The sequence below is a fragment of the Pseudomonas paraversuta genome (genome assembly GCF_904063065.1).
In the GTDB taxonomy this organism is placed as follows: Bacteria; Pseudomonadota; Gammaproteobacteria; order Pseudomonadales; family Pseudomonadaceae; genus Aquipseudomonas; species Aquipseudomonas paraversuta.
In genome coordinates this window covers 464,875-486,514 of the sequence record NZ_CAJFCL010000002.1, presented here as the reverse complement: position 1 = coordinate 486,514, position 21,640 = coordinate 464,875, and the positions used below count along the sequence as shown (strand labels likewise).

Genomic DNA, 21,640 nt, shown 5'->3' with positions numbered 1-21,640 from the left:
GTGAAGAATGAATCGTCCGCTGTTTGTTTCACTGGATGGCCCCAAGGGGGCCGGTAAAACCACACTGCTCGAGGCCATTACCAAAGTGTTGCGGGCCGACAAGCAGAAGGTGATCCGCCTTTGCGAGAAAAAAAGCGATCCCTTCAGGGCTGAAACGATGGCCCTGGTGAACACACTCGCCAGAAATCCGGGCCGGGATCTGGAGTGGCAGGTTTGTCAGCGCCTTGCTGACAGCCGGGCCTGGATTTCCCGGCACGTACTGACTAAACAGCCCGCGGACAGCATCATCCTGATCGATCGCTGGTACCCGTCCGATGCTGCGTTTCGCCGGATAGTCCCGTTTGCAGACATTGTGCAGTTGAACCTTGATCGCAACGTGCGAGTGCCAGACCTGCATGTCGGGGTGGTCACCGCCCCTGAAATTTCATGGGCGAGGGCAGCGGCACGTTCCCGGGGCCTGGGCAGCACCGTGCTGCATGACCTGGAAGAACATGTCGCCTGCACCCTGGGATTCGAGCAAGGGGTTGCAGATCACGGCTGGGTGTTATGCCGTAATGAAGGAACCCTTGAAGAGGCAACGATGCAGGTGGTTTCCGAGATTTATAGAGGCTTTCCATGCCTCATGAAATGAATCACCCCCTGCAAACTGTATGGGCCTCTAACCGGCAGGAACACTCTGCCGTTGGATCAGGTTTTCCCGGGAAAGCTGAATGCACTTGATTGCCAGGAGGGTTGTCGGGTCTATCAATGCCACTTGATGGCCGTTGATCATGTAAGCCTTGCTGTGCTCCAGCACCAGAGGCAACTCCGTACAGCCGAGGATGAGCACTTCGGCACCCGATTCACACAAGTGTTCTGCAGCGAGCAGTAGCTGATCTTTACAGATGCCCTCAGTGAACCCGGCTTTAATCCCGCGCGCGCCATAAATCGAATCCATGACCAGCGCCTGGTAGTCGACGCCGGGGACAATTATTTGCAGTCCGGTGCGCCGGGCAGCGTCCTGGTAGACCTGGCTTTTTATGGTGCCCGAGGTCGCCAGCAAGCCGACTGTTTTGCCAGCGCCGTACTGCCGGACAATGGCGTCCACTGTCTCAGTCAGCATGTTGACAATGGGGACCCGCAGGTATGCCTGAATACGTTCAACAAAGGCGTGGGCGGTATTGCAGGGAATCGCAATCGCATTGGCGCCTGCACTTTCCAGGCGCTTGCACGTTGCGTACATCGCCAGGGTCGGATCCGTTGCGTCATGCAGCAGGTTGGCCGTGCGATCAGGAATCTGCGGGTTTTGCTCGACCACCATTTTGATATGTTCCTGATCACGGCCTGCCGGTGTATGTGTAACGACCTTGGCCATGAAGTCGACCGTCGCTGCCGGGCCCACCCCTCCCACTATCCCCAGTTTGAAGGGGGGGCGACTCGATTGACCTTTGTTCAGGGTCGCGAAACCGGCATAAAGCTCGTTGATATCCAGCACTGCAATACCCCGTCGCTGCAGATCACCACAGACCAGCGAGAGTTCGGTCATGCCAGGCAAGACAATGCTTGCCCCTTGTTCCTGTAGCGAAAGGCAAGCCTGATAAGCAGACTCCAGAGGAACCCCGTGCAGATAGCCATCCTTGATGCCATTGACGCCATACATCGCGGCCATCAGCCCTGACTGCACTTCATCGCTGGGATAAACCAGCTTGAAGTCAGTGCCAAAATAGCGCTCAAACAAACCGCAATGGCGCACGTAGTCAGAGGCGACGATACCCAGGGTGACGCCAGGTTTGGCGATATGGTCAATGTGACTGCGCAGGGCAGCCATCATGTCGAGTACGGGAATACTCAGTTCTTCCTGAATTTCAGCCCGGAATGTATGACTGGCGAAGCACGGAAGCATCACCGCATCTACGCCACTTTCTTCAAAAGTTTTACAGACCTGGAACACGTAGAACTTGCGCGATGTCATATTCGCACCCTTGTCCAGGGGCAGCAGCACGTCCTTGAACGGATGCTGCTCGAACAGGAAGTGATAGCGGCCCTGGTCCTCAAGCACGGCCCTGGACTTGACCAATTTGTAGAACAGATCCCCCCCGGCCAGGGAGCCGAGGCCACCCACAATGCCAAGTTTTCGAACAGTGGCTGCGTCCCCGGATAGCGCTGATTTGCTCTTCATGACGCAACACCATAAGCCGCCGGTACAGGACATACGGATTGAGGATTTACCGGTGAGGGTTGTGCATCGTCAGCTTCCTCTGCCGATTCATCACAGGGTTCGGACTTCGCAACCACAGCGGTGGCAATGCTGTTGCCCACCACGTTGGTGGCGGTGCGAGCCATATCCAGAAACTGATCAATGCCAAGGATCAGCAAAATTCCGGCTTCGGGAAGATTGAACATGGGCAAGGTTGCCGCTACCACCACCACTGATGCCCGGGCTACACCCGCCATGCCCTTGCTGGTAACCATCAGCGTCAGCAAGATGAGAAGTTGCTGTGTGAAGCTCAAGTCAATGTTGTAGGCCTGAGCAATGAACATGATGGCGAACGCTTGATACATCATCGAACCATCGAGGTTGAACGAGTATCCCAATGGCAGTACGAAGCTGGATACGCGCTTCGGCGCGCCGAATTTCTCCAGTGCCTCCATGGTTTTCGGGTACGCGGATTCGCTGCTGGCGGTGGAAAACGCGAGGAGCACGGGTTCACGAATGAGCTTGCCCAGGGTAAATACCGAGCGGCCGAGAAAAAAGTAGCCGGCGCCGAACAACACTGCCCAGAGGATGAGGATTGCCAGATAAAACTCGGCAATCAGCTTGCCGTAATCGACCAGCAGCCCCACGCCCTGGGTAGTAATCGCCGACGCAATGGCTGCAAAAACCCCGATGGGTGCAAAGGCCATGACGAAGTCGGTGATCTTGAACATCACTTTGGCCAGCTCTTCAATGCTGTCGACGATCCTGGTGTAACCGGCGCGCTTGACTCCCGCCAGGGCAAAACCGAAGAACAGCGAGAACACCACAATTTGCAGGATCTCGTTATTGGCCATCGCCTCGGCAATGCTGCGAGGAAACACGTGGCTGATGAACACTTTGAGGCTGAAATCTGCGGTATTGACCATTGCCGGACTCGCGGCATGCTGGACCACCTCCATGTTCAGGCCGGCACCGGGTTGAAACAGGTTGACCAGGCCCATCCCGATAGCCAGGGATACCACCGAAGCCGTGACGAACCAGGTCATGGCTCTCAAGCCTATGCGCCCGACGGAACGAGAGTTGCCCATGCTGGCAATGCCGCCGACCAGGGTGGCGAACACCAGCGGGGCAATGATCATTTTGATCATGCGCAAGAAAATGTCGGTGACCAGCGAGAAGTAAGACGCTATCTCTTCGGCTCTCTGTTCGCTGCCTGCGAAATGGTGACATGCCCAACCAACAAGCACCCCCAAGGCAATGCCAATCGCAATTCGACGCCCAAGCTTATTTTTCTTCACAGCGCTTTCCTCAAGTTGTTTTTGTGCTTTTTCTACTTGGCTGCAGACAAGTGTGTTGCTGCCGTGACGCTATGGCGGCGACCTCAGGTTCGAGATTCTAGAGACAGGCCCCGCAGGTCTTGATGAGTAATCAGGATGGGCCTATGCGCTTTTGGAATAGTTTCTCCAGGAGCTGCCTGGGCACTGCCGGGGCGCTATACACTGGCTATTCGCAGCATGGGGTGAGGCTATGCAAATCAAATGGCTGGATGATCTTCTGGCGGTCGCAGAGTGGAAGAACTTTTCTCGGGCGGCTGAGGTTCGCTGTGTGACCCAGTCGGCTTTGTCGCGGCGTATAAAGTCACTTGAAGAATGGGTGGGTGCAGAGTTGGTGGATCGCGGCACCTATCCGGTCCAGCTCACGCCTGCCGGGCGTGCATTCAGTGAAGAGAGCCGCGAGGCATTGGCGGGGCTGATGAGGTTGCGCTCCAGCCTGCGCGAGGTAGAGCGGATGCCGGGGCGATCCATCCAGGTCACTGCCGGCCACAGCCTGTCGATGACATTCCTGCCCAAATGGCTGAAGCAATTTCAGCAGCACAACGAGCAATTCAATGTGCGGGTCGTTGCCGCCAACATTCACGACGCCGTCATAGCTCTGGAGGAGGGGAGTTGCGACCTGATGCTCGTCTATCACCACCCCCTGGCGCCCATTGTTCTCGATTCGGAAAAATTCGGCAGTCTGACCCTGGGGCATGACGCGTTTATTCCGGTGTGCGCACCTGACCGCCGGGGAAATGCGCTGTATCCCTTGCCGGGCAGCTCCAGTAAACCCGTTCCTCATCTCGCCTACACGGCCACGACTTTTCTCGGGCGTGTGGCCGAGATCGTCATAAAGAATGGCCCCACAGCATGCAGGTTGGAGCGGTGCTACGAGGCGGATATGACGATGCTGCTGATGCGCATGGCCGTCGAGGGCTACGGAGTAGCGTGGCTGCCCCAAAGCGCGGTCATCGATCAACTGCAGCGAGGACAGTTGGTGAAAGCGGGGGGTGATGAATGGAGCACACGACTGGAAATACGTTCCTGCTGCTCAATCAGCAACCAGAACCCCACCATGCGTAACCTCTGGAAGACGCTTGAAGGTGCTTCACTCAATTTAGCGGACGAATAGGGCAAACTCCCATGGCTGCTCCCGCCAGTGCATTACCCGGCGAATGCCGGGCGCTGCCATTGGCCTGAAGAGCTGCATTGGTTTTATCAAGTTTTGAATCATCAGGAGCACCAAAATGTCTTTCAATCCCTCAGTAGCCTTCTTGCCCCTCGCATTGCTGGCTGCAGGGTTCGCCAGCGCCGCCCAGGCCAGGACTGAACCTTCGTTCAAGTGCAGCCCCGGGATGTCCAGCGCTGCCGAGACGCTGATTTGCCAGAGTGAACAGCTGTCGACCCTGGACCGCAAGCTGGCCGGTGTCTATGACACGGCCGTGAAGAAGGCCGCAAACGCGGCCAAAACCCTCAAAGCCGAGCAACGTGGCTGGATCAAGGGCCGTGACGAGTGCTGGAAAGCCGACGACAAGCAGACCTGCCTGCGCGACAGCTACACCCTGCGTATCGTCGAAATCCAGACAGCCTATGGCCTGGTTCCCTCCACAGGCCCGGTGAAGTTTGATTGCGCCAGTGATGGCAGTGTCGTAGCGACTTTCTTCCAGACGGACCCGCCGTCCATCAACGCGACCTACAAGAATCAGCAATCATTGATGTTGGCCGTGCCTTCGGGCAGCGGCGCACATTACCAGGGCCGTAATGAGAGTTTTTGGGAACACCAGGGTGAAGCGCTTGTAACCTGGGGCTACGGCGCCAAGGAAATGACCTGCAAAAAAACTGGGTGAAGCATCAGGACGCCCGGTTAACTGAAAAGGTGTGGCGGTATGGCAGCAGATAAATCTTGTCCTGTGGTTCTCCGTGCCCGCGAAACGTTGGAGATCCTGGCATTTGAGCATCCATTGGCAGGCCTGCAATTAGTCAAAGGCAGTGTCGAACCAGGTGAATCAACCGCCTTGGCGGCTGTGCGAGAGTTGATGGAAGAAGCCGGGATTCAATCCACGGCAAGGCGAGATCTGGGTGAGTGGCGTTCCATTGTAACGGGGCACACATGGGCATTTCATGAGTGCGACGTTGCCCAGGACCTTCCCGAAACCTGGGTGCATTTTGCAGAAGATGATGGAGGTCATGAATTCAGATTTTTCTGGCACCCACTGATGAGTGACCCTTCTGATAGATGGCATCAGGTTTTCAGGGATGCCTTGAGCTTTCTCCGCTCGACCCTTGACTCAACAAAAAATTGATAATTAAACTTATTGTTGATATTTTTCCTGCCATTCGATTAATCACTGCAGGTACCAATGAAGGTTTCTGAAGTATTACCCGCCGAGCGCAAGCTGATACTCAATGTGCTTCACAGCACCCTCAAGATGCTCAGCAATGCCGTAGGCCCTCATACGGAGATCGTGTTACATGATCTGGCCAATCCGGATAGATCCATCCTTGCCATCGCCAATGGTCGTATCACTGGCAGAAGGGTAGGCGGGTCAGTATTGGGCGGCCCACGCCAGGATTCAGGCTTCATCGCCGTCAGGCGCGCCATGGAAGATCACTCAAGCTCTGATCCCATAATGGTGGAGAACTATTCGACGCTCGCACCTGACGGCCGCCCGCTGCGCAGTTCCACCGTGGTATATCGCGACAGTAGCGGGCAACCATTCGCCAGTCTGTGTATCAATGCCGACTTGAGCGGTATTGCCGCCGCCCACGCTGTACTCGCTGGAATCCTGGGCCTTGAAGGCGCGCCAGAGCCCCGCGTCGATGAGCCGAGAGATATGGAACAGTTGATGGCGGAGATCATTCAGGGCGCTTGTCCCGGCGGTGTCGCCGGGATGAAAAAACCGCAAAAGGTTGAAGCTGTTCGGCAGATGCAGGATCGCGGGATATTCATCGTCAAAGGCGGGATTGAAAAAGCTGCCGCCGCGCTCGGCGTAACCCGATACACCATCTACAACTACCTGGAGCAGATCCGGGCTACAGAAAACCCAAGCGGGCAGGAATGATAAAAATGCAACTCGATATTTTCCAGGTAGACGCTTTTACTTCTGAGACTTTCGGCGGTAACCCGGCGGCGGTTTGTCCGCTGCAGACTTGGTTGCCTGATGCCACGCTCCAACAAATCGCCGCAGAAAACAACTTGTCCGAAACAGCCTATGTTGTGCGCAACGGTGAGGTGTTCGAGTTGCGCTGGTTTACTCCCACGGTGGAAGTCGACCTGTGTGGCCATGCCACCTTGGCAGCGGCCTGGGTGCTGTTCGAACAGCTGGGTGAAAACCGCGACATACTGCGCTTTGCCACTCGCAGTGGCGAGTTGCGTGTACGCCGTGAAGGCGCACGCCTGGCCATGGACTTCCCGGCCAGGCAGCCTGAACTCGTAGCAGTCCCACCAGGCCTTTTGCAAGCCTTGGGCCTGGAGCAGATCGATGCGCTTTATCGCACAGATGATTACGTGGTAGTGGTCGAGGATGAAGCCATCATCGCTGGCCTCAATCCCGACTTTGCCGCGCTGGCCGCGTTCGACGTGCGCGGTGTTGCGGTTACCGCACCGAGTCGTCACTTTGACTTTGTTTCGCGCTGGTTCGGCCCTCGGGTGGGCGTGAATGAAGACCCGGTTACCGGCTCGGCCCACACCTCTCTGGCACCCTATTGGGCCAAGCGCCTGGGCAAGCGCAGCCTGAGTGCGGAGCAAGGCGGGGCGCGCAAGGGTCAACTGCACTGTGAAGTTCTGGACAGCGACCGAGTCATTATCAGTGGCCACGGCGCGCTGTACCTGCGCGGTACTATTTTTATCTAAGGCCGGATCACTCAGGCGGGGTTGCTCAATGAAACCGCAGCCCGCAATCGTACGGTCGAGCATCCCGTCTGAACACTCAGATAATGGATGGGCGCCGTACTGAACCAGAGTTTTCCAGACACTCTGATTCAGTTTCGAGGTCATCGTAGACCTGGTTCTGATACCGGGGGAGGGTGGCAATCCCGGAAAACAGTTACTGCACCATTTTGCTAATGCGCGGCCCAGGATCAAGTCCGGCTCTAGCTTCGCCTTTTGCATCACCACACGCATGTCGCGGACTAGGCTGTGAAAGTGAGTTTTAGTAGGGAGAGTCATAGGTGGCACAGGCCTGGTATGTAGTGGTCTAATGAAACCGGACACCCATTTAGGCGAGAATGCTCGCCAGAACGAGGTGTCAGATGACCAAACAACGCCGTAACTTTTCCCCTGAATTCAAACGTGAGGCTGCCGACCTCGTTCTCAAGCAGGATTACAGCTTCATTGAGGCCAGCCGCTCGCTTGGTGTCGGCGAGTCGGCTTTGCGCCGATGGGTCGACCAGGTGCAGCAAGAACGCACGGGCGTCACCCCGCAGAGCAAAGCGCTGACCCCGGAGCAGCAGAAAATCCAAGAGCTGGAAGCCCGAATTACTCGCCTTGAGCGGGAAAAATCGATCTTAAAAAAGGCCGCCGCGCTCTTGATGTCGGAAGATCTCGAGCGTTCGCGCTGATTGACCAGTTGAGCATCCACGAGCCGGTTGATTGGCTGTGCAAGGTGTTTGAAGTGACCCGCTCGTGCTACTACGCTCGGCGTCTCAGGCGCCGCACACCGGATGTAGAACGCCTTCGATTGCGCAGTAGGGTGAGCGAGTTGTTCACCTAAGGCCGCAGTGCTCCCGGTAGCCTTAGCATCATGGCCATGATGCAGGACGACGGCGAGCAGATCGGGCGATTCAAGGTACGCAGCCTGATGCGCGAGCTGGAGTTGGTCAGCAAACAACCGGGATCGCATGCTTACAAAAAGGTGACGGTCGAGCGGCCCGACATCCCTAATATTTTGAACCGAGAGTTTGATGTGCTCGCTCCTGACCACGTCTGGTGTGGCGATATCACTTACATCTGGGCTCAAGGGAAATGGCAGTATCTGGCGGTTGTGCTAGAACTTTTTGTCCGCCGTGTTGTGGGTTGGGCGTTGTCGGGAAAGCCGGATGCCGACTTGGTCATCAAGGCCTTGGACATGGCTTACGAGCAGCGAGGGAGGCCTCAGGTTTTGCTGTTCCACTCCGACCAGGGCTCGCAATATGGAAGCCGGAGTTTTCGCCAGCGCCTTTGGCGATATCGCATGCGTCAGAGCATGAGCCGGCGAGGAAATTGTTGGGATAATGCGCCGATGGAGCGGGTGTTCAGGAGCCTGAAAACTGAGTGGATACCGTCCATGGGCTACGCGACAGTCCAACAAGCTCAGCGGGATATCAGCTATTTTTTGATGTGCCGGTACAACTGGATTCGACCGCACCAATTTAATGGTGGGCTGCCACCGGCTCAGGCCGAGAAAAAACTTAACGTCGTGTCCGGGATTAGTTGACCACTACAGAACGCGCTACATAACTTTCGCAAGGAGCCAACCTTAGTCCCATTATTTCGAAAATCTCGCACTAACCTCGAAAGTCTACTCAAATCTATCTAGCGCATCTGCCATAGCACGAGGTCTACCATCTTTTCCTCAGAGATTCTATGACGAGGGTATGCGACTTTGAATTGCGCAACCAACGTGCGGCCTTCAACCGTTGAGAGGAAGTTTTGAAGATTCTGCTGCAGGTCGCTATGGATGGCCACAATATCTCTCAAACGGTGTGGCGACGTTACATTTGGGAGCTTGCAGCCAAGATTTTTCAGAACCACTGAATCGATGACGGGCTGAGAGGTATCCAGTGTTGCTAACAACTTGCTTGAGAATGAAGCCTCATATCTGCCTGTCGAGTTATGCAAGGCTGTGAGAATCTGAGAGAAACCATGCCCATGTATTTGAGTCTGGAGCATGAGGTCGAAGTACGCCGACTGCCATGGCTGGCCACGTCGTACTCGATAGAAACCATTGTAGGATCGTCTCAATAGCGGGTCTTTGAATCCTGTGGTGTCCCCCTTTACCAACACTTGGATTGCATTGTATTTCTCCAGGCCAGGCTGCACCCTAGGTAGTGCAGCTGCTAGTTGATGGGCGTTTATCGATATTGGTTTCATCTATACGTCCCTATCGTGGTTAGCTGGTGTAGATGGGTGTAATAGCAAATTGCTTTCATGTCATCAAGAAAATCCCGTCCGCTCGATGAGTCTTCGAGGGCGCTGCAGTCCAGGCAGCACCCACCGGCCTCCAAACACACTCAAACAAGCGCCTAGCTTGAAACCGTCGCTACCCTAGTAACCTTCGCCTTCCCCCTCCCGCCTCATAGAGAACCTATTACACATACTGTCCGTTCCCGGCATGGCCTGCCTGAAACTTCCTGACAGGACGATCACATGTCTGCAACAGACTCTTGCAAAAAGAGCAAGTCCGGTGCTCGGCAGTGAAACTCTGGAAGTCAATCCAGCCTCAGATCAAGGCCGGTAATTACACGGAAGGCCGTGGACGGCGAAACAGTGAACTGTATGCGGCGATCTGGTTTTCCAGAGGTGAGCCTGTTTGGCTATGTACCCTGATTCAGACCTTCGGCTCGGCGTTCAGGGGCCCGCTGCGATCGCCCCAGTGAATGGCCATTTCCCGACCACGCATTACTGATTCCCTCCTCATTGCAGGCCCGTCAAGAACGGAGATTTTCGGCCCCTGTGCCTGGCCCGGAAAAAGGTTCAATTAATTTTGTTTTCCCCCCCTTGTGGATTTTCAAACCGTGGCTAGGCTCAGCATTCGAGGATCACCCCTCGTAAGATAAGGATGTCGGCGAGGGCGGATTCTCCACCCATTTGCAAGTCGATCAGCGCGGTAAGCCTCGGGGGCATCCTTAACCCACCACTTGCCAATCGAACGCAAAGGTAACTGCAATGACTTTATTTAAGTTGGATGAAAACTATGCGCCCTCCAGCTTTGCTGCGGCACCTCTGGTCATCTCCTATGTCCTGTCTTCCACCGTTTCCATCGTCACCACGGTAAGTGGAGATGCCCGCCAGTACGCGACTGTCGCAATCTGGAACGGCAGCTGGATGGTGTGGAGTGCAACCCTGACACAAGCCGAACCGACTGCGACCCTGCCGTCCGACATCATCCTGGGAAGCTTGACCATCAAGAAAGGTGGCACATTCAACCTGCAGATTCCGACCACCATACAACCGGGCGGCATTACCGCAAGCCTGACGTTGGTAACCCCCAATAACCCAGCAGGCATACCTTTCAACGCGACTGTAGCCTCCTGGCCACTGAGCTCCTGATGCGCAGAACTGCCTAATCACCGCCTCGATGGCCCTGATTGGGCGGATGCATGCCGCCTGATCGCCCGCGGCACCGGCCTCATGGACCTGCGGAGCATCAGGTGCATGTGCTGCGCACAACTCGCTCCGGAGAGAGCACCTTGCGCAGCGGCATGAACATGATCCACGTCGTTCCTCGCGGCAAGCAGTGTTGGCCCCAGGGAATCAAGGATGACAGGGAGAAACACAATGCAGGATTCTGCTTCAAGGCCAGGGAGCCACGTGCATGCTCACCCCTCCGTCGTCGCCCGATACCCCCGGCCCTGGCGTTGCCAGAGCCTCGCCGTTGGCGCTGCCGCTGGTGGCCGTTGTGGGCAAGTCGCTGGGGGCCGAGGAAGTACTCGGGAAATTCGCCGATATCCCACCTGTGCCGATCGATATCGGCCCGTTGCGGCTCAGCGTCCAGGCCGATGCCTCCCGCGGGCAGGCAGTGGTAATCGCCTCATTGTCGGGTACGCAATTGGCCAGGCAGCTCTTGTGCCTCACCGAGCCGAAGCTGGCGTTGGATATCGCCTTGGCAGCGTGTACCGCCAAAGGCCTAATCACCCTGAACCTGCAAGACACCCGTGGCTACGCCTCGGTGAACGCGGACGTGGTGGCAACCGACGGCCAGGCCAGCTACCCGCTGAGGGGGATGCTGTACAGTTGGCCGGCAACGGCCGACCCGGTGGTTGGCGAGTATCGTGCGCAGCTGACCAGCGAGCTGAGCACGTTGACCACGGTTCGCAGCGCCGTGGCGAATATCGCGCAGTTTGGCTTCTACGCCGGCGACACCTTGCTGGCGTTTGCCGAAACCACGCAGTTTGCACCGATACAGGTGTTCCCCGAACTGATCAGCTCAGGCGATATCCGGATTCAGGCCGGGGCTCAGATCACCTTGTCCATCCCCACGCAGCTCAGCCCTGGCAGCCTGTTCCTGCAGGCGGATTTCTCTTCTCGCAACACCCCGCCAACGCGTATTTCTTCACTCGTCGCCAATTGGTCGCTGCCCTCTGGCTGACGGTCCTGGCCGGAATCTGGAGCTTGCGATGAACGCCAACGCGCCGCTTTTCCGCCGCTATTTCGCAAGTAAGCTCTACACGCTCAACGACCCGGAACAAGCGCCGGGGTGGGTCGGTTTCGTCTGGTTGGGCGGTGACCCACCGGCAACGCTGTCGTTCGCCGAGAGCTTCAAGAAGGGCCACTACCTTTTTGCGCCTGCGGCCCCGACCTTGAGCGACGAGGAAGCCATTGCAAAATTCGTCGCGGCCATCGGGAACTGGTTGGCGAAAAGCTTCAATGACCCGTTCGGTGGTTGTGCCTGCATCTGGTTGCCCGATGCCAACGGCCCCACCTTCGGTAAACCTGCTCAGAGCGCGATCACCTTCTTCGAGGGCGGCGGCGGAAGCGTGGCCACGGCCAATAACTTCAACCTGGCGGCCGGACAGCTGGGCTTTGCGGTTCCGGGCCAGACTCTGATGGGCATCGGCGAGCAGGGCTTGGTGTTCTTCCGATCCGGAATCGGTCGTTTGCAGTTCAACATGCTCGACGACACCAGCCCCCCCACGGTGGTGGGCGAATCCGGATTGCCATTCGTTGGCCCCTATGCAGGGGCCTTCACCGTTGTCGGAACGCTGCTGCGCTCAGGTGAGCAAAGCACCCTCGACGGTTTGCAAACCGGCTTTCATTACTTGCATACGGTAGCCGGTAGTCCGGTGCGGCAGATCTACCCGGCGATCGTTTCTGGGCCAGCCGCCGCCGTGCTGCCCTACAGTGGCACCATCGACCCGCTCAATCTGTACAACAGCACCGACGCGGCATTGCCGGCAGGCATCCTGCGCACCCAGTTTGCCTTGACCGGCACCGACCCGCTTGCCAGTTGGTATCGCACGCCGACGGGCCGGGCCATTGAGCTGATTTCCTTGCATGGCCTCGACGACAACCAGCAGCCATTGCCCTGGTGCGGTGCCCTGGTGCTGCAGCCCAAGACACCCGCCGGGCAACCGGTGCGCTCGGTCTATCTGACCCTGGCGGGTGATTACGCCTTGGCAGAGGCAGGGAAGGGCGCCTCGGTCTTCGAGCTGATGCCTGGGCTGTATGGCAGCGAGCGGATATCGATGGCGCCATGGCAAACCGCAGGCACCTTCGACTGCTTGCGTTTTGTGCCCGGGCAAGCGGCCTACGCCCCCGCATTCCCCTATAAACCGGCCGATATGAATGAAGCGCAGATCGGCAAGCCCAAACCACGGCTTGACACCACCTACGTCACCGCCTGGGCCGCGGTGCTCAATGGCGCTGACGGCAGTGCCTGCTACCTGGCGCAGCCCGAAGGCAGCCCGCTGTATGCGCCGGCTGCCGGGGCCGGCAACGATAGCTTGGCGCTGCTGAGGCCGCTGCCGACCCCGTCGCCCATCCCGCAGAGCGATGCGAACGCGGCTTTGCTACTACTGCCGTTCGTACCCTATGCCGGGGTGAGGACGACGCCGATCGACAACCTTGCAGCCTTCGAGAGCCAGATTCTCTCGGCGGCCCGCAAAGGTCGTCTCGGCGCCCTGGGCATAGCACGGCTGGCGGCATTGAAGAACACCCGCAAAAGCCGTTTGCATGCAATAGCCGGCGCGGCCGATACGCATCAGGCGACAACCCCCCAAGGCTTGTATGCCGAGGTCGAGACCCCTTCCGCGGCATCGCCAGAAAGCCTCTACCAGAGAGTGGTCGTGGCGCGCTCGATCGCCAAGTTGCCGGCCAGCGGCAGCGTGGACTTCGCGTTCAACGCGTTGACGCCCGAGCTGCAGAACCTGTTCCAGACCAATCAGTTGATGGCCGTGATCGTCAATCCGGCCAGGCTTGGAGTGCCTGGCCCGGCGCTAGCGGGCGACGTGGCCACGTTCGAGCGTGACGTGGTGATCGCGGACTGGCGGATGACCGCAGCGGTTGGTGACTCGCTCAACAGCACGTCCTACAACAACATCCTGATCATGAAGTATTGCGACGGTACGCTGCTGGAGCGGGTGTGCAATCCGAACAAATGGGTGGAGGTGGACAGCTTCTCGGTATCGGCTGGTAGCAGCACCGACACCTCGGTGGCGCTTACCGGGTTGTCGAGCTACCTGCAGAGCTACCTGACTGCAGGCATCAAGGCGGCGGCTGATGGCAATGACCTGTACGACGATTTTGCCAGGATCGTGCAGGACCCGAACTGGCAAGGCTTTATCGTGCTGGCCGCCGACGTCGACCCCTCCGGTTTTCCCGATCAGATCAAGGGGTTGATCGCAGGCATCGACTTCACCCAGTTTCGCGCCCATCATTTTGGCGCGACCGCCAGCCGTGTGCAGGTCAGCGGTACGAGCGTGACGCTGCAGACGCCCAGCAGCCTGTTCGGTCTGATCGATTACGAACTGCCGGTGTACAAGGCCAACGTCGCGGCCGGCGGCAACCCCGACATGCCGGTACCGCTTCCCGATAATGGCGATTTCGGCTTCCAGGTTCTTCAGCTGCAAACCCTGTTCCGCAACGCCGCCATGGTCGACTTCCGCAGCCATGTACAGTTGTCGATCAATCAGTTGTTCCTGTCGCCGGTAATTGCGGCATATGGTGCTATCGGCAAGCTGCCGGCCACGGCGGTGGTGCTCAATGGCAGCTATCAGCGCCAGGGCGACACGGGTGTCTACGTGTTCGAGCAGAATGCCAGCACCCGCTTCCAACTGGGCAGCAATGTGCTGCCAGCGGTGGCGATCCAGCGGGTGGTGTTCAACACCCTGTCGAGCGGCAGCGACCACGGCGACGATGGCATAGTGCGCAGTCGTTTCCTGATGTCCGGGGCGCTCGAGTTCGCGGTGCTGTCAGTGCTGTTGCCGGACAAGAGCAAGCGCGAAACGGACTTGCTGTCGTTCGGGCCGCCTGCAGATGCAGCGCCGGTGGCGCCAGCGGCGGGGCTCTGACTTCGCTGGCAAAAAGGCAGGCTTTGAACTGGGCGTCACCGAAACTGGCTCTTCGCAGGGTCGTTGCGCAGCGGAAAACGGGCTGCGGCAATCATGGGCGTGATTCAGTCGGCACGCATGAACGGGCATGACCCGTAAGGCTATCTCAAGGATGTACTTACGCGGTTGCCGACACAGAGGGCCAGTGAAATAGGACGGTTGCTACCGCACCAGTGGGTAGCTCCATCGCATTGATCTAATGGGCGTAACCCCATTAAATTTCCCATTTTTCCCCTGTCGTTGGCTAGATTTTCTTAACCGCGCCAAGATTTTCTTAAAATATGCGCCAAACACTCAGAAAATATTAACCGAAAATGGCCGCGCAACCACACCTCTGGGGTACCCCAGCTCGCCAGTGGGCTTATTGCGGTTGATATTCGGAAACGGTACGAGACACAGCGTCGCGCCGATCTGACTGCCAAAAGCTACGAGTAATGTAGGGATAGCGCTTAAGAGGGACGTTATCTATCGATTCGTTCACGGTTTATCTGCAAAATTGCTTCGGTGGTCTAAGGCGAGGAAATTTCAAAATTGAGCTTTTTTGGGCGAGGTCGTTCTAAATTTGCACGCACTCAATGGAGGTGGGTAAGGGTTTAGTGGGAAAAGTTTCAATTTTCCGCAGTCGCGAGGTCACGAAGCGAACTCGCCATTGGGACGAACCCAGACCCAGATACGTGATTTAACATAATATACATTATGCGAACTATCGTATTGGTGCGTCAGGGCAGTTTGGAGGCTGCTTTTCAACAGGCAGACAGGCATTATCGACCTCTGACCATCTTGGGATCAAAACCATGAACCATGTACCAGGTACTGAAAACCAACGCTGGACTGTGACCTGCCAAGACGCTGCCGATGGCACTGGCGACATGATCGTGCCGTTGCCCGATGATCTGCTCAGCGAAATCGGCCTTGTCATTGGTGACACGCTGACCGTTGAAAAACAGCCTGACGGTTCGTTAACGCTAACGCCAATTCGGTCATAAGACTGATAACGTGAATCGACCAAGAATGGACATACGACTTATATGAGCGAACCGATCTACCACCATTATGTCTCGGCTGGATACCTGCGAGGTTTTGCGAAGTCCGGTAAGCACGATGTCGTTCACTGCGTTGATCTTGTTGTGAAAAAAGGATTTCCGCAAAGCGTAAAAAATGTCGCTGGTGAGGATCATTTCAACCGACTAGATGGTCACCCAGATCCCAATGTACTCGAGAGATCTTACGCCAATGAGGTCGAAGGACCTGGGATTGCAGCACTCACCAGAGTCGTTAATAGCTGTAGTTTTTCCAACAGCGCAGATCGTGAAGCAGTTCTGCTCCTTTTTTCGCTTTTTGCTGCGAGAAATCCACGAGACAGACAGCATTTGGAAAGCAGCATTGAGCCCCTCAACCAAATTCTAATGGCTTCAGAATCACGGGAAGGTTTACCCACCCTAGAGATGAACAGCTCAAAGCATGCCTACTTTGAATTGGGTCTTATCCGTGGAATTCATCAATGTTTACTAGAGCGCAAATGGCGTTTTCTGCAAACAAGCAATGGATCACCTGGGTTCATTACCTCCGATTACCCAGTAAATCTGGTAGCTCACCCTAATCGACCTGACGACGGATGGGGTTTGGGGTTCGCACTAAGAGACGTGAGTGTTTTCATCCCTTTGAGCCAAAATATCGCCGTTCTAGGCGACTATGAGGCAAGCGAACGAGTAATTCCGTTAGAAAGAACAGAGGTTGCAGCCTTCAATAGTCGGATTATAGGCAACGCGACAAGACAAATTTATGCGCACAGCGATGCATTCGAATTTATAGGTTTGGACGGCCGTTTATTAACGGGAAAGGATCTGCCTACGGTGATCTAAATTACGCCCCCCTTATAGGTATATGGAATAACTATACTAAAGAACTATTTAGTATAGTTATAATAATAACCCTTGGCATCAGGTTCGGCAGCCCTTTCCCCTTGCTGTCCGACGGCTCCATCTGGAACCCCGGTGCACCAAAGCCTGGCGATTTACGCCCCCAACGCGGCCGCCACTCCAGATACTTCCATGCCTTCCACCGCAGGCTGCCCCAATGCCTGAGCGCATTTATCTCGCTTAACGCACCGGGCGCGCTGTACCTGTTGCCTGTGCTCCAGTTGCGTAACTGCTGCACGCTGCGCCGCCAGTGCTTCGCGCATCCGGGCATCGATGATGCCTGCGATGCATGGCCATCAACCTCTGCCCCGCCGCTACCTGCATCCCCGGCTCCAGCGAGAGAGGCGCCGAGGTGAGGATGCGAAAGCGCTCGCCACTGGCTTGCTGCGGTTTGCGCGGACAATTTGTCGCAGGGCGTGTTTTTTTGTTAAAGTTACGGAACTAACCGTTTAGTACATAGCTATCTATGACTTCTGCCGGTTGTCTCGCCCTGCTCCATAAGGCACCAGGCGCTGCAAAGGCTTCCCCAGCCACTCTGTAATGGAAACAGCTATACCTAATTAGGCTGCTCCCACCTCAATCGCTCATGCATCAGTAGGGTCATGCACCATGAATAATTCTCAACCTTCGGCCTCCGTGAGCCGCTGGCCCGTTTGGGTCGCAGCCCTCGGCGTGCTGGTTTTCGGATTGCTGTTCGTCGCCGGCGGCGGCTATCTCGCCACCCTTGGTGGCAGCCTGTATTTCCTGCTGGCCGGTCTCGGAATGATTGCCGCGTCGGTATTAATGTTCAAACAACGCCTTTCAGGCGTCTGGCTGTTCGCTGCCGTGATGGTTGCGTCGATTGTCTGGGCCCTGCTGGATGCCGGGCTGGTGTTCTGGCCGCTGGTTTCGCGCCTGTTCGCCCTGGCCGTGCTGAGCCTGGTGGTGGCGCTGGCTTACCCTTCTCTGCGCAAGGCCAACGGCCTGAGCGGGAACGGGGGTTACGCGCTGGGCGCGGTGCTGGCAGTGGCCATCGCTGGCGGTTTCTGGGGCATGTTTCAACCCCACGCCACGGTGTCGGCTACCGGCGACGGCCCGGGCCTGACCAAGGTCGACCCGGCCAATGCCCAGAAAGACTGGGCACACTACGGTAATGACGAAGGTGGCAGCCGCTTTGCCGCACTGGACCAGATCAACCGCAGTAACGTTGCCGATCTGGTACCCGCCTGGACTTACCAGACCGGCGACGTGGCGATCAGCGACGGCAATGGCGCAGAAGACCAGCTGACCCCGTTGCAAGTGGGCGACAAGGTGTTTATCTGCACCCCGCACAACAACCTCATCGCTCTGGATGCCGATACCGGTAAAGAGCTGTGGAAGAACAACATCGATGCAAAATCGGCTGTCTGGCAACGTTGCCGGGGCCTGGCGTACTTCGATGCCAGCGCACCGGTTGCCCAGCCGACTGATGGCAGCACCCCTGCCGTGCCAGTGGCTGTTGCCCCCGGCGCTGCCTGCCAGCGTCGCCTGCTCACCAACACCATCGATGCGCGCCTGATCGCGGTGGATGCTGACACCGGCAAGTTCTGCCAGGACTTCGGCACCAATGGCCAGGTTGATCTGAAAGCCGGTCTGGGCAATGTGCCTGACTCCTTTTACCAGCTGTCGTCGGCACCGTTGATGGCAGGTACCACAGTGGTGGTTGGCGGCCGGGTTGCCGATAACGTGCAGACCGACATGCCTGGCGGCGTGATCCGCGGCTTTGACGTAATCACCGGCGCCATGCGCTGGGCGTTCGACCCTGGCAATCCGCAAGACAAACAGGCTCCGGCAGAGGGTCAGACCTACGTTCGCAGCACGCCCAACAGCTGGGCGCCGATGTCCTATGACCCGCTGATGAACACCATCTTCTTGCCGATGGGCAGTTCGTCCACCGACATCTACGGTGTTGAACGCACGGCTCTGGACCACAAGTACGGCGCTTCGGTGCTGGCACTCAACGCCTCGACCGGTGATGAAAAGTGGGTCTATCAGACCGTTCATAACGATCTGTGGGACTTCGACTTGCCCATGCAGCCGACGCTGATCGACTTTGCCAAGCCTGACGGCAGCAAGGTCCCGGCGCTGGTGATCGGCACCAAGGCCGGTCAGATTTTTGTTCTGGATCGCCACACCGGCCAGCCACTGACCAAAGTTGAAGAAGTAGCGGTCAAAGCCTCCAACATTCCGAACGAACCCTACTCGCTGACCCAGCCGAAATCGGTGGGCATGCCGCAGATTGGTGCGCAAAAACTGACCGAGTCGGACATGTGGGGCGCAACCCCGTTCGATCAGATGCTGTGCCGCATTTCGTTCAAGAAAATGCGTTACGACGGCCTGTTTACCGCACCTGGTACCGATGTGTCGCTGAGCTTCCCGGGCTCACTGGGGGGCATGAACTGGGGCGGTCTGTCGACTGATCCGGTGCACGGCTTTATTTTCGTCAACGACATGCGTCTGGGCCTGTGGATCCAGATGGTGCCGCAGAAAAAAGAAGCGGTGGCCAACTCCGGCGGCGAAGCACTGAATACCGGCATGGGCGCAGTACCGCTCAAAGGCACGCCGTATGCAGTGAACAAGAACCGCTTCCTGTCCATCGCCGGCATCCCTTGCCAGGCTCCGCCGTTCGGCACCCTGACTGCCATCGACATGAAGACCCAGAAAATTGCCTGGCAAGTACCGGTCGGCACTGTTCAGGACACTGGCCCGCTGGGGGTCAAGATGCACCTGCCATTGCCAATCGGCATGCCTACCCTGGGCGGTACGCTGTCCACCCAGGGCGGTCTGATTTTCATCGCGGGGACTCAGGACTATTACCTGCGCGCCTTCAACTCGGCCAATGGTGAAGAGGCCTGGAAGGCCCGCTTGCCAGTCGGCAGCCAGGGCGGCCCGATGACCTTTGTGTCGCCTAAAACCGGCAAGCAGTACGTTGTCATCACCGCCAGTGGCGCACGCCAGTCAGCCGATCGCGGTGACTACGTGATCGCTTACGCGTTGCCTGACAAAGAGTAAAACAGCCCTGTAGGGGCGCGCTTGCCCGCGAGTCTTTCGCAACAGCGAAGAACTCGCGAGCAAGTTCGCTCCTACAGATTACGCTTTGCTAAGCAGCACCCTGGTCACCCGCCGCTCTTCAACCTCCATCACCCTCAGGTTCCACCCTTCCCAGGTCAGGCTGTCGCCAATCACAGGCAGACGGTCCAGCAAACTCATGACCATTCCAGCCAGTGTTTGATAGTCATCCGTGGCCTTGGCCGGGAAACCGGTGTGCAGGGCTATCTGACTCAGATTCAAGGCGCCGCTCACTAAGTAACCATCCCCTTGGACCACAATGTTCGGGCCTTCGATTTCACTGGCGTCCGGCAACTCGCCGGCAATCGACTCCAGAATATCGGTCATGGTCAGCAGGCCGGTGAAGTCACCGAACTCGTTGATCACGAAAGCGATGTGGGTGGACTCTTTGCGCATCTGCTCCAGAGCATTGAGGATCGAGAAACTGTCCAGCAAGTTGATGGTCTTGCGGGCCATGGCTTCCAGATCGGGTTGATGGCCGGCCAACAACTCTTTCAACAGCTCCTTCTTGTGCACAAAGCCCAATGGCTCATCGATGCGCCCTGCCCTGATCACCGGCAACCTGGAGTAGGACGAATGCATCAGCTTTGCGCGAATGCTCTCGGCCGAATCTGCCAGATCGATGTGATCAATCTCCGTGCGCGGGGTCATGACTGTGCGTATGGGCCGCTCCGCCAGTTGCAGAACACCACTGATCATGACCCGCTCGCGACGGTGGAACACCTCTTCGCTGGCGCCGCCTTCCAGCATGTCCGCAATTTCCTCACCGACTTCGTCGGCACTCAGGGTACGCCCGCCCAGCAAACGCATCACGGCATGGGCGGTGCGCTCACGCATCGGGCGCACACCTTGCAGGCTGCGTTTACGTTGCGCGCGGGCAATCTGGTTGAAGACCTCGATCAAGATCGAGAAGCCGATGGCAGCGTACAGATAGCCCTTGGGAATGTGGAAGCCCAGGCCTTCAGCGGTAAGGCTGAAACCGATCATCATCAAAAAGCCCAGACACAGCATGATCACGGTCGGGTGACTGTTGACGAAGCGGGTCAGCGGCTTGCTGGCAATGATCATCAGGCCAATGGAGATCACCACCGCGATCATCATCACGGACAAATGCTCGACCATGCCCACCGCGGTAATCACCGCATCCAGCGAGAACACCGCGTCCAGCACCACAATCTGCGCCACGATCGGCCAGAACATGGCATACACAGCGTTGGATGAACGCTCTGCGACATGCCCCTCGAGCCGTTCATGCAGCTCCATGGTGGCTTTGAACAACAGGAACAGACCACCGAACAGCATGATCAGGTCGCGCCCCGAAAAGGATTTTTCAAACACTTCGAACAGGGGCTCGGTCAGCGTCACCATCCACGAGATGCTGGCCAGCAGGCCCAGGCGCATCAATAGCGCCAGGGTCAGACCAATGACCCGGGCGCGGTCGCGCTGCTCGGGCGGCAACTTGTCCGCCAGGATGGCAATAAACACCAGGTTGTCGATGCCCAGCACCAACTCCAGCACAATCAAGGTCAGCAGGCCTAGCCAGGCCGTAGGATCAGCAATCCATTCCATAATGCTTACGCGCGCTCTTGAGGGGTTGGGGATGATGAGAATGCTGCGCCCGGGTCGATCCTCTGGCAGGCAGTGGCCACAGGAAATTCAGGACAGACAGGCAAGCGCAAGACACGGGATGTACCGGTCAGGCTGGAAACGCTGGAGAGATGAGATAAACGATCAGCAACAGAGGCTGAAAACAAACGGGTTGCTGACAGAAAGCAGCAACTGGGAGGCTCCATCAGGGTGTTCATATAAACCTTTAGTAAATTGGGGATGCAATCCTACAGCGCAATCAGAGTTTTCTGAGTAACAGACTTATTACAAAATTTGACTGAGCTATC

The 21,640-nt window shown here is 57.2% G+C and carries 15 protein-coding genes and 2 pseudogenes; 14 read left to right on the top strand and 3 right to left on the bottom strand.

The window, feature by feature from the left end; all coding sequences use genetic code 11:
* The first annotated feature begins 7 nt into the window (after positions 1 to 7).
* The gene (locus JQ845_RS05350; RefSeq protein ID WP_203008697.1) at positions 8 to 631 is read left to right on the top strand and encodes a dTMP kinase; all 624 of its coding nucleotides are present in this window, start codon (positions 8 to 10) and stop codon (positions 629 to 631) included.
* 27 nt (positions 632 to 658) lie between these two features.
* On the opposite strand, the gene cuyB is transcribed toward JQ845_RS05350, so the two are convergent.
* Positions 659 to 2,158 carry a cysteate racemase gene (gene cuyB, locus JQ845_RS05345; protein ID WP_203008695.1) on the bottom strand — a complete coding sequence of 500 codons (1,500 nt, stop codon included), beginning with the start codon at positions 2,156 to 2,158 and terminating at the stop codon, positions 659 to 661.
* Positions 2,155 to 3,474: a dicarboxylate/amino acid:cation symporter gene (locus tag JQ845_RS05340; protein WP_161718709.1), complete on the bottom strand. Its 1,320-nt coding sequence runs from the start codon at positions 3,472 to 3,474 to the stop codon at positions 2,155 to 2,157. Before JQ845_RS05340 ends, cuyB begins: the two co-directional genes overlap by 4 nt.
* A 229-nt stretch (positions 3,475 to 3,703) precedes the next feature.
* On the opposite strand from JQ845_RS05340, the gene JQ845_RS05335 reads away from it, so the two are divergent.
* The 13 genes and pseudogenes from JQ845_RS05335 to JQ845_RS05275 all read left to right on the top strand — a co-directional run bounded on the left by JQ845_RS05335 (position 3,704) and on the right by JQ845_RS05275 (position 19,688).
* On the top strand, positions 3,704 to 4,624 hold the full coding sequence (locus tag JQ845_RS05335) for a LysR substrate-binding domain-containing protein (RefSeq protein ID WP_010656484.1): 921 nt from the start codon (positions 3,704 to 3,706) through the stop codon (positions 4,622 to 4,624).
* Between the two features lie 115 nt (positions 4,625 to 4,739).
* Positions 4,740 to 5,339 carry an MliC family protein gene (locus tag JQ845_RS05330; protein WP_010656483.1) on the top strand — a complete coding sequence of 200 codons (600 nt, stop codon included), beginning with the start codon at positions 4,740 to 4,742 and terminating at the stop codon, positions 5,337 to 5,339.
* Positions 5,340 to 5,378: 39 nt separating this feature from the next.
* The gene (locus JQ845_RS05325; protein WP_127195382.1) at positions 5,379 to 5,795 is read left to right on the top strand and encodes an NUDIX hydrolase; all 417 of its coding nucleotides are present in this window, start codon (positions 5,379 to 5,381) and stop codon (positions 5,793 to 5,795) included.
* Between the two features lie 57 nt (positions 5,796 to 5,852).
* Positions 5,853 to 6,554 (top strand): helix-turn-helix transcriptional regulator, encoded by a 702-nt coding sequence (locus tag JQ845_RS05320; RefSeq protein ID WP_203008694.1) that lies wholly within the window; start codon positions 5,853 to 5,855, stop codon positions 6,552 to 6,554.
* A 5-nt stretch (positions 6,555 to 6,559) separates the two neighbouring features.
* Positions 6,560 to 7,345 (top strand): PhzF family phenazine biosynthesis protein, encoded by a 786-nt coding sequence (locus JQ845_RS05315; protein WP_203008692.1) that lies wholly within the window; start codon positions 6,560 to 6,562, stop codon positions 7,343 to 7,345.
* Positions 7,346 to 7,743: 398 nt separating this feature from the next.
* Positions 7,744 to 8,906: pseudogene (locus tag JQ845_RS05310) on the top strand (IS3 family transposase).
* 1,451 nt (positions 8,907 to 10,357) lie between these two features.
* Entirely contained in the window at positions 10,358 to 10,741 is a 384-nt protein-coding gene (locus JQ845_RS05305) for a hypothetical protein (RefSeq protein ID WP_010657010.1), read from the top strand.
* A 265-nt stretch (positions 10,742 to 11,006) separates the two neighbouring features.
* Positions 11,007 to 11,780, top strand: a complete 774-nt coding sequence (locus JQ845_RS05300) for a hypothetical protein (protein ID WP_010657011.1) — start codon at positions 11,007 to 11,009, stop codon at positions 11,778 to 11,780.
* 28 nt (positions 11,781 to 11,808) lie between these two features.
* The gene (locus tag JQ845_RS05295) at positions 11,809 to 14,700 is read left to right on the top strand and encodes a hypothetical protein (protein WP_203008685.1); all 2,892 of its coding nucleotides are present in this window, start codon (positions 11,809 to 11,811) and stop codon (positions 14,698 to 14,700) included.
* A 42-nt stretch (positions 14,701 to 14,742) separates the two neighbouring features.
* Positions 14,743 to 14,934: pseudogene (locus tag JQ845_RS05290) on the top strand (transposase domain-containing protein); the annotation flags it as partial.
* Positions 14,935 to 15,533: 599 nt separating this feature from the next.
* A complete protein-coding gene (locus JQ845_RS05285; RefSeq protein ID WP_203008683.1) occupies positions 15,534 to 15,725 on the top strand; it encodes an AbrB/MazE/SpoVT family DNA-binding domain-containing protein in 192 nt (63 codons plus the stop codon).
* 42 nt (positions 15,726 to 15,767) lie between these two features.
* Positions 15,768 to 16,601, top strand: coding sequence for a DUF4238 domain-containing protein (locus tag JQ845_RS05280; protein ID WP_203008680.1), 834 nt, complete (start codon positions 15,768 to 15,770; stop codon positions 16,599 to 16,601).
* A 666-nt stretch (positions 16,602 to 17,267) separates the two neighbouring features.
* The gene (locus tag JQ845_RS05275; RefSeq protein ID WP_202210747.1) at positions 17,268 to 19,688 is read left to right on the top strand and encodes a glucose/quinate/shikimate family membrane-bound PQQ-dependent dehydrogenase; all 2,421 of its coding nucleotides are present in this window, start codon (positions 17,268 to 17,270) and stop codon (positions 19,686 to 19,688) included.
* 78 nt (positions 19,689 to 19,766) lie between these two features.
* Here the strand turns inward: JQ845_RS05275 and JQ845_RS05270 are convergent, their stop codons facing one another.
* Positions 19,767 to 21,314: a TerC family protein gene (locus tag JQ845_RS05270; RefSeq protein ID WP_003445648.1), complete on the bottom strand. Its 1,548-nt coding sequence runs from the start codon at positions 21,312 to 21,314 to the stop codon at positions 19,767 to 19,769.
* Between the last annotated feature and the right edge of the window lie 326 nt (positions 21,315 to 21,640).